Below are 11855 nucleotides of genomic sequence, written 5' to 3'. Positions count from 1 at the left end.
TATCAAGGATCTATTTAGCCATGCTGAATACGACATCCTTTACAAAAATGACGGTCAGCTAGAATTGGATTTTACATCATAATGAGCCATATTGAGATGTTTTACATTTTTTAAGAGACACTAGTGAATATTTTTGTTGATATGCCCAATGCTTTTTATTTGGATAACAGAATGCAGAACTGGAGCAAGTCGACAATGGACAAAGGGGGGATTTTTGAGACTCGGCTTAATGCGGTGAACTATAGTGTTCCGCCTTATAGTGAGGCATATCCTTTATTGGCCCATTATTGGGAGGATGATCCTGCTTTTCCAAGGAATAATGTCATTGAAGGAAATGTGTTTTATCGGGTGAATAGTCTCTTTAAGGGAGATTTGAGTTATGCCGAATGGAATAATAATTATATGGCTCAGAAGAATCCGGGATTTAAAGATGAAGACCACATTCTCGAAGGCTTTACTGAGAATGCCCTCTTATTTGAAAAAATAGCACATTTTCATCCCATTCCTTTTGAAAAAATAGGATGTGACCTGGAAGTGGAGCGTTAAAGATATTTTTCTTCGTATAATCAATTTGCCAAGTGGATAAAAGATTGGAGAAGGGGTAATTATTTAAAGAAGACTTCCTGAAAATTTCAGGAGATACGAAATCTGATTACGAGGTAAATGATATGAAAAACTTATTTAAATTACAGCATTGTATACACCCGCTATTGTCAATATTGAATTGTAGGCCTTGGATTCAAACGAGGGATACTTTAACGTGGATGTTGGGAATGGCACTGTTGCTTGTCTGCCAGGATGTGGCAGCACAGATTGAACTGGTAAAGAATGGTAAGGCAAGAGCTACCATCGTACTGGAAAATCCGACGGAGAGGGACTTTACGGCTGCACATATTTTGCAACTCTTTGTACATCGGATCTCTGAGGCACAGTTGCCGATAGTGACAGACCGGAAGGTGAAGAAGGGAGAGATTCAGATTGGGGGGACTGCCCCTGCTGGTGTGACGGAAGATGGATACAGCCTTTCGACTTCCGGAGGAATCTTAAGGATTTCAGGTAAGGACAATGGAGTGGTATACGGGGTTGTTTCCTTGCTTGAAGACTATTTGGGCATTGATTACTGGGGAAAGAATGAATATTCGTTGACTCCCTCCCGCAATGTGTCTCTTCCCTTAATTGAGAAGATAGACAATCCTGCATTCTGCTACAGACAGACGCAATGTTATGCCAAGGAAGACAGTATATACAAATGGTGGTATAGCCTTGAGGAACCTGCTGAGGCTTTTGCTGCCGGATATTGGGTGCATACATTTGACAAACTGCTCCCATCGTCCGTATATGGAGAAAAGCATCCCGAATATTATTCGTATTTTAACGGGAAAAGGCATCCTGGACAAGCCAGTCAGTGGTGTCTGACGAATCCGGAAGTGTTTGAGATTGTGGCCCAGCGGATAGACTCTATTTTTAAGGCCAATCCGGGACAAACGCGCATAAGTGTAAGTCAGAATGATGGAAATTATACCAATTGTGCCTGTCCGGAATGTAAGAAGATTGATGACCGGGAAGGAAGTCCTGCGGGAAGTCTTATCTATTTTATGAATAAACTGGCAGCCCGTTTCCCTGATAAGGAGTTTTCCACTTTGGCTTATTTGTATTCGATGAATCCTCCTAAGCATATCAAACCGTTGCCCAATGTATTGATTATGTTGTGTAATATTGACTGTGAGCGGGAGGTATCGTTGACTGAAAATGCGAGTGGACAGCATTTTATGAAAGCCATGAAAGGATGGTCGGAGATTTCGGATAATATTTTTGTCTGGGACTATGGTATTAATTTTGACGGATATCTCACTCCCTTCCCTAATCTGCATATCTTGCAGGATAACATCCGGCTGTTTCGTGATTATCATGCGACGATGCATTTTTCTCAGATAGCAGGCAGTTATTGTGGAGACTTTTCTGAATTAAGGGCCTATCTGGTTTCGAAATTGATGTGGAATCCTGATGTGGATGCGGATGTATTGATGAAACATTTTCTGAATGGGTATTATGGAGCTGCCGGTGAGTATCTGTACCAGTATATAAAAGTCATGGAAGGGGCCTTGCTGGGAGGCGGACACCGGTTGTGGATCAATGACTCTCCGGTATCCCACAAAAAAGGAATGTTGAATCCGGCACTGATGAGGAGGTATGCTGCGATATTTGATGCAGCCGAGAAAGCGGTTGCAGGGAATGAGACGTTTGCAGAACGTGTAAGGCGTGCCCGATTGCCTTTGCTCTTTTCTGAACTGGAACTGTTGCGTACGGATACAGATAAAGATTTTTCGGCTGTGGCTGAAAAGTTGGATCATTTTGAAAAGGAAGCAGCGCATTTTGATAATCCGCTGCTGAACTCACGGAGCAATTATGCCTTGGAGTATTGTAAGTTGTATCGTGAACGGTATATGCCTAGTACGAAGGCCAATCTGGCAAAGGGAGCAGCGGTGAAGTTCCTGATAGAACCTACTGGCAAGTACGCAGAATTGGGACGTACGGCACTTACGGACGGCCTGTATGGTGGAACTACTTTTATGGAGAGTTGGGTTGGCTGGGAAGGAAAAGACGGAGCCTTTGTAATCGATCTGGGAGAGGTGAAGAGACTTCAGACTGTTTCTGTCGATTTCTTGTATCTGGTGAGTCACTGGATTCTGCTCCCACTGGAGGTTTCCTACAGCTATTCTTCCGATGGTGAGAATTATACGTTATGGGATAAGGTGGAAATTCCCGAAGAACGTTCAAGAAAGGTTTTGTTCCGCAGCATATCTGCCAAGTCGCCGCAGCCGATCAATGCCCGATATGTAAAGGTGGAGGTTAATGCTACGAAGGTTTGCCCTCATTGGCATTATGGGGTGGGACATCCGTCGTGGTTCTTCATTGATGAAGTAGTGTTAGAATAGTGGTTTGAATTTCAGTTATAACATTATAAATAATAGTCTTATTATGAAAAGAAAAATGATAAAAATGTATGCTGCCTCTTTGCTTATAGTAGGAGGCTTGGTGGCATGTGGACAGCAGGATGTTCAGGTTGGAAATCTGAATGTGATTCCACTTCCACAGGAAATTGTTGAAAGTCAGTCGGAGAATCCCTTTGTGATAAATTCCTCTACTACCATCTGTTATGAGAAAGGTAATGAGAAACTGGCAAGAACGGCTCGTCTCTTGGCGGATTACATTAAAGAAGTAACCGGAGAACAGGTAGGTGTAGGCACTGAAGTGGGAAATAATTGCATTGTATTAAGAGTAGACTCATTGATGCCGCATAAGGAGGGATATGAATTGAACATCCATTCGGATATGATAACTCTTACCGGGGCTACCGAGGCGGGGGTATTTTATGGTTGTCAGACCATACATAAGGCTTTACCTGTTACGGGGGGGAAGACTTTGGCATCTTTGCCGGCTGGAGAGGTAAGAGACTTCCCACAGTATAGTTATCGTGGTTTTATGATAGATGTGTGCCGTCATTTTTTCTCGAAGGAATATTTAAAGGAATTGATTGATGTCATGGCATTGCATAATATCAATTATTTTCATTGGCATCTGACTGAGGATCAGGGCTGGCGTATTGAAATCAAGAAATATCCGAACTTGACTAAAATTGGCTCATTCCGGAAGGAAACGATTACCGCACCGGGTTCGGGAAAATTTGATGGAATTCCGGTGAGTGGGTATTATACGCAGGAAGATGCCAGGGAGATTGTTGCCTATGCGGCAGAGCGGTATATTACGGTTATTCCGGAAATAGATATGCCCGGTCATATGCTGGCTGCACTGGCGTCTTATCCGGAACTTGGCTGTACGGGAGGACCTTATGAAACAGCAACTAAGTTTGGTGTGTTTAAAGAAGTCCTTTGTGGAGGAAATCCTCAGACATTACAGTTTGCCAAGGATGTGGTAAATGAACTTATGGACATCTTCCCGGATGCACCCTATATCCATATAGGAGGAGATGAATGCCCCAAAGCTGAATGGAAAAAATGTCCTAAATGCCAGGCCAAAATTAAAGAACTGGGGCTACGTGATACTAAAGAGCATACAAAGGAAAATCAGCTCCAAGTGTATTTTATGGAGGAAATAGAGAAGGAAATAGCTAAACGGGGAAAGAAAATGCTGGCATGGGATGAAATTCTGGAAGGCAATCCGGATCCGAAGACAACCACTGTTATGGCATGGACTGGAGTGAAGGCTTCTGTGAATGCAGCACGTTTAGGGCATCCTACTATTGTATGTCCTATCAGCCATTTATATTTCAGTAATCCTGGATATAACCGTTTGAAAGGCATAGCCAGTGTGGGGCGTGTTTATGATTTTGAACCGGCGTCAGATGAATTAACATCGGAGGAGAAGAAAAATATAATCGGTGTTCAAGGATGTATTTGGACGGAGTGGACAAAAGATAGTTTGAAGATGGAATGGCAGATGATGCCTCGTATGGCTGCCTTGAGTGAACTGCAGTGGAGCAATCCTGAAAAGAAAAACTTTGATGGCTTTTTAAATCGTCTTCGTCATCAGTTGGATTTATATGAGTTGTACGGTTATCATTATAAAGAGGATATAAAGGATGTTACGATAGATATCAAGTCAAAGGAAGCAATGGGAACCGCAGTGGTTGAACTGAAGACGTTTGATAATGCACCTGTATATTATACATTGGACGGTTCTGAACCGACAGTTAATTCGCAGCAATATACGGAACCGTTGGAGATAAGTCAGACAGCCGTGATTAAAGCTAAGGCCATACGCAACGGAAATGAAAGCGAAGTAGCAGAGGAGTCGCTTTCATTTAACTGGGCCACCATGCGTCCCATTGTCTTGGAATCTAAACTGGATGATAAGTTTGCTTATAAAGGAGCGGGTATATTGGTGGATGGTCTGACGGGGGATAACAATTACCGTTCGGGGCGTTATGTCGGTATTTATGGACAGGATTTGAATGCGATAATTGACTTGCAGGAGGTGAGAACGATTTCTTCTGTTTCACTTGGAACATTTTTGGTTCCAGGAGATTATATCTTTGGCCTTACCGGAATAGAAGTTTATACGTCGATGGATGGGAAAGTATATGATAAGATTGTTTCTAAATCAATTCCCATATTGGAAAAAGGAAGCAAGAGTCATGTGTTAAAACGTGAAACTGTCAATTTTGAGAAAACTCCTGCGCGATATGTGCGTATTATAGGAAAAAATACGCCGGCATTGCCTGAATGGCATTCTGGGGCAGGTGAGCAGACTTATCTTTTCCTAGATGAAATAGCTGTTGAGTAAAATCTGAAAATAAAGTTAAGGTAAATGATTGTTGAATAGAGAGTAATGAAAGTTTAAGATTAGTGGAATCGGTCCTTTCCGGAAACGTTGGTTATGTTCTGGAAGGGGCTGATTATTTTTTTTGAGCAATGGTAACTCATTCTCTGGGAGAATATGCCTGCTAATTGTAAAAAAGAAAAGGCAATAGAGGCAGGTAATCTTTAAGGTCGATTCTCAGTTGTTTCAGGGCCTGTCCAATCCGGTATTCTACTGTTTTGGGAGAGATTTCAAGGGCTTCGGCTATTTCTTTGTAGCTCATATTTTTAAAACGGTGCATGATAAATGCATTCCTGTATGATTCAGGAAGTGCTTCAATCGCTTTATGTATATGCGCTGTCAGTTCTTTTATCAGACAGAGATTGTCACTGTTAATAAGAGACTGCATTTCTTCGTAGAAATAGGTCTCTACACGTTGTTTAACTTCTCTTTGGTGTATTTTATTGATAATTCGGTGGTGTATGCAGGTAAACAAGTAGCTGCTCAAAGAAGTCTGGATGATGAGTGCTTCTCTGTTTTCCCAAAGCCAGAGCATAGTTTCCTGGGCACATTCTTCGGCATCTTCCAGATCTATGAATTTCTTTCCGTAAGCACACAATGCAGGATAATATTTGCGAAAAAGAGTATCAAAGGAGCCCTCATCTCCGGCTTTGATACGGGTTAGTAAATATGTATCCTCAATGTTCTTTTCCATGAATTTAAACAGATGATTTTCCAACAAAGATAGAAAAAAATATCGTTTTTTATGTAAGTTTGTAAAATCATAACTAAAATCCAAAAACATGCATCCATTAGAATTGTTTAAATATTGTCCGAAGTGCGGTTCGGTGCATTTTGAGATCCGCAACGAGAAGGCAAAGAAGTGCGCCGACTGTGGTTTTGTGTATTATTTCAACTCCAGTGCGGCCACTGTGGCATTTATTCAGAACGAACGGGAAGAATTGCTGGTATGCCGTCGGGCGAAAGATCCCGCAAAAGGAACGCTCGATCTTCCGGGGGGATTCATTGACATGTTTGAAACGGGAGAACAAGGAGTAGCCAGGGAAGTGATGGAGGAGACCGGATTGAAGGTGGCAGGTACGGAGTATCTGTTCTCATTGCCGAATACATACTTGTATTCCGGTTTTCTGGTGCATACGCTCGACTTGTTTTACCTGTGCAAGGTGGAAAATGACAGTCGCATTCAGGCGATGGATGATGTGGCGGAATCTTTCTGGATGCCGCTCGACCGGATACGGCCAGAGGACTTCGGTCTGGATTCGGTGCGCGAGGGAGTAACCCGCTTTTTGAAAATGAAATTAGAAAATAAGAAATAACATCGATATGAAGAAAGGAAAGAATGTATGGATGGCCGGTGTGCTGTGTACGCTGCCCTTGATGGCACCTGCGCAGCAGACAAGGACACTGACAGACGGAAAGCGTCTGTTTGATGACGGTAAGGAACTTTTTCTTCGTCAGGACTATGCCGCAGCCCAGCAGACACTGTTGCGGTATGTGGAGGTAGGCGACCAGACGACCTTGCTGGAAGAGGCTGATTATATGCTGGCATGTACGGCCTATGAACTGCAGGCTCCCGACCGCAGGGAACGTCTTGAGAAATACCTGGAGTGCTATCCGGAGTCGCGTTATGCCAACCGGGTACTGTCGCTCATTGCATCGGCTTATTTTTTCGAGGAAAAATATCCGGAAGCTATCGGTACATTTAAGGGTTGTGACCTGGGACGTCTGTCGGACGAGGAAAGGGATATATGCACGCTCCGTCTGGGAACGGCTTATCTGAAAACCGGCAATCTGAAGGAAGCGGAGATCTGGTTTTCCATACTGAAAGATACCAGTCGGGAATATCAGATGGATGCGGTGTATTATCTGGCATATATTGATTATGCACAGAAGAAGTACGATGAGGCTCTCCGCGGATTCCAGCTTGCCAACCAGAGCGAGAAGTTTGCTCCATTGGCTCCTTATTACATTGCCGACATCTTCCTGATCAAAGGAAATTATGCCAAGGCTGCCCAGTTAGCCCGGACTTACCTGGAGGCTTATCCGCGGCAGAAGGAAGTGCCGCAGATGAAGCGGATTTTAGGAGAATCCTGCTACGGACTGCAGCAGTATCCGGAAGCAATAAAGGCATTGGAAGAATATAAGCGGGAAACGGCCGATGCGCCGGCGCGTGCAGCCATGTATAAACTGGGTATGAGTTATTTCTATACGCAGGTTTATTCGCAGGCGGCTTCGGCATTGGGAGAGACCGTTACGGTACAGGATGCACTGACGCAGAATGCTTACCTGCATATGGGGTTGTCCTATCTGCAATTGAAGGAAAGAGACCGTGCCCGTATGGCTTTTGAACAGGCTTCTTCCATGGACTACGACCGCAGCGTAAAGGAGCAGGCGTTTTACAACTATGCACTGTCTATCCATGAGACTTCTTATTCAGCCTTTGCCGAGTCGGTGACGGTGTTTGAACGCTTCCTGAACGAGTTTCCGAATTCTTCTTATACCGAAAAGGTCAATGATTACCTGATTGAGGTATATATGAATACACGCAGTTATATGGCTGCTCTCCGCTCCATTGCAAAGATTACGCATCCGGGCGACCGTATCCTGGAGGCCAAGCAGAAACTGCTGTTCCGCGTAGGAACTCAGGCTTTTGCACAGGCGGCTTTCGAAAACGCAATCGATTATTTTACCCAGTCCCTGCAGTTGGGAAGATACAACCAGCAGACCAAGGCGGATGCGTATTACTGGAGGGGCGAATCTCAGTACCGTATGCAGCAATATGCTGCTGCTGCCGCAGACTATCGGCAGTATCTCGAGTTTGCTACCGACCGCAAGAGTGAGGAGTACGGACTGGCGTTGTATAATCTGGGATATACGTCTTTCAAGCAGAAGCAATATGGACCGGCACTGACATGGTTTACACGCTGCATCGAGTCGGGAGCCTCCCTGGACAAGTCGGTGGCTGCCGATGCATACAACCGGATGGGAGACTGCAATTTCTATGGACGTCAGTTTGAAATGGCTTCCCGCCAGTACGCACAGGCGGTGGCTCTTGATGCTTCACTGGGTGACTATTCATTGTTCCAGGAAGCCTTCGTGAAAGGATTGCAGCGGGATTATACTTCCAAAATACAGATCCTGAACGTACTGTTGGAGGGATATCCGTCTTCTTCCTATATTGACGATGCCTTGTATGAACAGGGCCGTGCATTTGTATTGCTGGAGGACGGGGAAAGTGCCATCAAACGCTATAAACTGTTGGTGGAACGCTATCCGGACAGTCCGCTGGCACGTAAGGCTGCCGGCGAAATCGGATTGCTGTATTATCAGAACGAACGGTATACAGAGGCCATTGCGGCTTACAAGCAGGTGATCTCGGCTTATCCGGGCAGTGAAGAGGCCCGTCTGGCTCAGCGCGACTTGAAGTCGATTTATATTGACCTGAACAAGGTGGATGATTATATGGCTTTTGCATCATCGATACCGGGAGGTGCCAATTTCGATGTGAACGAGCGTGATTCTTTGTTGTATGTGGCTGCCGAGCGTGTATACATGCGTGGCAATATTTCAGAGGCCAAAAGCAGTTTTGTACACTACCTGCAGTCGTTCCCGGAAGGGGCGTTCAGTGTGAATGCCCATTATTACCTGGGACTGATCGGGTATAACGAAAAGAATTATGCGGAGGCTGCCGCTCATTTGGACAAGGTGATGCTCTACCCGGACAATAAGTTCTCGGGAGAGGCGATGGCCATGTATGCCGATATGGCATATCGCGGCAAGGACTATGCGAAGGCGCTGCAGGTATATAAACGGATGGCTGACCGGGCTACCTCTCAGGAGGAACGGGTACAGGCACTGACCGGTGCCATGCGCAGTGCGTGGATGCAGGGCGACAAGACCGAAACCGTGGCTGAGGCTACGGCGTTGCTGGCCGAAAGCAAACTGGTTCCGGAACTGGCTGCCGAAGCGCATTATTATCGTGCCAAGACCCTGATGGCGGAAGGCAAGCCGGGAGTGGCTGCCAAGGACCTGGTGGTACTGGCAAAAGATACGCGTACCGCATACGGTGCGGAAGCCAAGTACTTGCTGGCTCAGTGGTATTTTGATGCGGGCGAGACAGAAAAAGCCGAGAAAGAGGTGCTCGATTACATTGAGGTCAGCACTCCTCATGCTTATTGGCTGGCACGCAGCTTCGTACTGCTATCCGATATCTATGTCAAGATGGGACGCGAACTGGATGCGCGGCAGTACCTGCTCTCTTTGCAGCAGAACTATCAGGCTGACGATGATATCGCCGGAATGATCAAGAGCCGTTTGGCAAAATTAAACAAGGAAGAATAAGTCGGTATGAAAAAGATAGTAACAATTTTATGGTGTGCCGGAGCATTTCCGGTGGCACTGGGGGCTCAGGAATTGAAAAAGGATTCTACCCTGAACCGCACGGTAACGGTGGAGAATCAGTATAATCCGGAGGTGATGGATGCCTTTAAGATTAATGTCTTGCCTAAGGTGGAGGAGCCGGCTACGGCAAAGCGGGGTATTGACTATGCGGTCAATCCGAATCCGCTGACGGCTTGGTCGGGGAAACCCATGAAAGCGGTTTCGGAGGAAGAACGTCAGAAGGAAGCACAGCGGGGATACCTGCGGGGAGCTTTCGGCAACCGGATGAATACGGATGTGAAGGCTGCTTATTTATGGGATATCTCACAGCGTGACTGTCTGGATATGATGGCTTCGTTTTACGGGATGAACGGCAATGTCCCGGTGCCGGAATCGGAAAATGGGGAAGAATGGAAATCACGCTTCTTCCGTACGGATGTCTCCTTGAAGTATCGTCATGCATTTGACAAGGTGGCCTTATCTGTGGGAGGTGCTTTTTCTTCTCAGGTGTTCGGATATATGCCGATTGATGATACTTTTTCTTTCGAATATCCGGGCCGTCAGCATAATACTGCAGGAGAAGGTTATCTGGGAGTTGGTTCGGTATCGGAGGAGCTGCCGGTACGTTTTTCACTGCAGACCGGTTTCCGGAGTTTCAACCGTAAGTATGCGGTTCCTTATTTGAAGGCCGGATCGGAGAGTGCCGTGCATACGTCAGGCTATATTGAGGGAGACCTTAATGAAGAACAGCAGGTGGGGGTAGGTCTTGTCATGGATAATTTGTGGTATGGCATGGACCTGAACGATTATACCCTGCTTCAGTTGAACCCATATTATGTATGGCAGGGAGAGAGTGCCCGTATCCGTATCGGAGCTCATGTAGACTGGCAAATGGGTAACGGAGGAGGTATCAAGGCTTCTCCTGATATGGCAGTTGATTATACTTTTGCTGATTCGTATGTGCTGTATGTGCAGGCTGGGGGTGGTACTCGTCTGAATGATTTCCGCCGCTTGAATGAATATTCTTCTTACTGGATGCAGTCTCTGCAGTTGCGTTCTTCTTATACGATGCTTGACGGGCAGGCGGGTTTGAAGGCTTCTCCGATGGCAGGACTGGGCTTCCGTCTGTATGGAGGATACCGGATTACGAAAGACGAGGTATTCGTATTGCCGGCCACTGCCGAGGAAATCGGTGAAGGAGCAAGGCTTCCGGTACCTTATCTGTATGCCGGACTGTCACAGGCAAAGGCGAAAGTCGGTTATGCCGGTGCTTCGTTGAGTTATGCTTATAAGGACCGTTTCGATTTTGCTTTGTCGGGTACTTACTACGGATGGAGCCTGAACGAGGAGCAGAAACCGTTGTTGTGGCTGAAGCCTGAGCTGGGAATTGACTTCTCAATGCGTGCCAAAGTATTTTCAGGCTTTTCCGTGTCGGCCGACTACCGTTATGAAAGTCGGGTAAAGACCGGTGTCCAGCAGCAGGCTGATGCAGTTAATCACCTGTCCTTGTCTGCCAATTATGAACTGTTCCACCGGATGAATGTCTTTGTCGGATTCCATAATTTGCTGAACCAGGAATATCTGGCAGCAGATGCTTATCCGGTACAGGGCTTCTATGCAATGGGTGGTTTGAGTTTCCGGTTCTGAAATATTGAATGATACATTATCAATGCGGCTTTATCGCTGTTGTCTGAGCGCAGATAAGATGATAATGTGTTGAAGAATGAGATGAAGGTTGTAACGGCCGATTTGACGTTACGGCCAAAATAAAAAAGAGTTGCAGTCCGATTTTATGGATAGTCTGTTGGGCTATCTTTGACCGGTCGACTGCAACTCTTTTTATTTCTGTTGTGAGATAAACTGTTTTTATCCACTTTCGTCCATAAATTCTCGTTCAGTATAAGGAATCTTATATAATGGAACCTATTGAATGAGCTGTTATGAATATTGTTCTTTTGATGGTAAAGCCCAAAGAGGCTTTTTTGAATAGAACTTGATGTGATGATGAAAAAAGAGGCTGTCTCAAAATACTTTGAGATGGCCTTTTTTGTGTCTGCAAAAAAAATCGGGCAAGCCCTAACTTCACTAAGTCAGAACTTGCCCGTTTCCCTAATTTTTTGTATCTTAGGGAATCA

General features: G+C 45.4%; 7 protein-coding genes. 6 read left to right on the top strand and 1 reads right to left on the bottom strand.

The annotated features are described in order from the left end of the window. The first annotated feature begins 123 nt into the window (after window positions 1-123). From H3001_RS17505 to H3001_RS17495, 3 genes are all read left to right on the top strand, one after another. Window positions 124-546 carry a hypothetical protein gene (locus H3001_RS17505; protein WP_181215623.1) on the top strand — a complete coding sequence of 141 codons (423 nt, stop codon included), beginning with the start codon at window positions 124-126 and terminating at the stop codon, window positions 544-546. A 218-nt stretch (window positions 547-764) separates the two neighbouring features. Further along, complete coding sequence (locus H3001_RS17500; protein ID WP_181215622.1) at window positions 765-2936, top strand: DUF4838 domain-containing protein; 2172 nt, start codon at window positions 765-767, stop codon at window positions 2934-2936. A gap of 43 nt (window positions 2937-2979) precedes the next feature. Next, window positions 2980-5304 carry a glycoside hydrolase family 20 protein gene (locus tag H3001_RS17495; RefSeq protein WP_181215621.1) on the top strand — a complete coding sequence of 775 codons (2325 nt, stop codon included), beginning with the start codon at window positions 2980-2982 and terminating at the stop codon, window positions 5302-5304. A gap of 160 nt (window positions 5305-5464) precedes the next feature. On the opposite strand, the gene H3001_RS17490 is transcribed toward H3001_RS17495, so the two are convergent. Continuing rightward, window positions 5465-6034 carry an RNA polymerase sigma-70 factor gene (locus H3001_RS17490; protein ID WP_178243855.1) on the bottom strand — a complete coding sequence of 190 codons (570 nt, stop codon included), beginning with the start codon at window positions 6032-6034 and terminating at the stop codon, window positions 5465-5467. A gap of 88 nt (window positions 6035-6122) precedes the next feature. On the opposite strand from H3001_RS17490, the gene H3001_RS17485 reads away from it, so the two are divergent. The 3 genes from H3001_RS17485 to H3001_RS17475 are packed head-to-tail and all read left to right on the top strand — an operon-like array spanning window position 6123 to window position 11367. Further along, window positions 6123-6656, top strand: a complete 534-nt coding sequence (locus H3001_RS17485) for an NUDIX hydrolase (RefSeq protein ID WP_178243857.1) — start codon at window positions 6123-6125, stop codon at window positions 6654-6656. A 7-nt stretch (window positions 6657-6663) separates the two neighbouring features. Beyond that, on the top strand, window positions 6664-9681 hold the full coding sequence (locus H3001_RS17480; RefSeq protein ID WP_181215620.1) for a tetratricopeptide repeat protein: 3018 nt from the start codon (window positions 6664-6666) through the stop codon (window positions 9679-9681). A 6-nt stretch (window positions 9682-9687) separates the two neighbouring features. After that, on the top strand, window positions 9688-11367 hold the full coding sequence (locus H3001_RS17475; RefSeq protein ID WP_181215619.1) for a TonB-dependent receptor: 1680 nt from the start codon (window positions 9688-9690) through the stop codon (window positions 11365-11367). Window positions 11368-11855 lie beyond the last annotated feature (488 nt).

Source organism: Phocaeicola faecicola (genome assembly GCF_013618865.1).
Taxonomy (GTDB): domain Bacteria; phylum Bacteroidota; class Bacteroidia; order Bacteroidales; family Bacteroidaceae; genus Phocaeicola; species Phocaeicola faecicola.
The sequence above is the reverse complement of the archived record's forward strand: the minus strand, read 5'-3'. Positions and strand labels throughout refer to the sequence as shown.

What these genes read in the sequence shown, in the direction of transcription:
- H3001_RS17500 (WP_181215622.1), top strand. Translation starts at nt 765, where the DNA reads ATGTTGGGAATGGCACTGTTGCTTGTCTGCCAGGATGTGGCAGCACAG.
- H3001_RS17495 (WP_181215621.1), top strand. Translation starts at nt 2,980, where the DNA reads ATGAAAAGAAAAATGATAAAAATGTATGCTGCCTCTTTGCTTATAGTA.
- H3001_RS17490 (WP_178243855.1), bottom strand. Translation starts at nt 6,034, where the DNA reads ATGGAAAAGAACATTGAGGATACATATTTACTAACCCGTATCAAAGCC.
- H3001_RS17485 (WP_178243857.1), top strand. Translation starts at nt 6,123, where the DNA reads ATGCATCCATTAGAATTGTTTAAATATTGTCCGAAGTGCGGTTCGGTG.
- H3001_RS17480 (WP_181215620.1), top strand. Translation starts at nt 6,664, where the DNA reads ATGAAGAAAGGAAAGAATGTATGGATGGCCGGTGTGCTGTGTACGCTG.
- H3001_RS17475 (WP_181215619.1), top strand. Translation starts at nt 9,688, where the DNA reads ATGAAAAAGATAGTAACAATTTTATGGTGTGCCGGAGCATTTCCGGTG.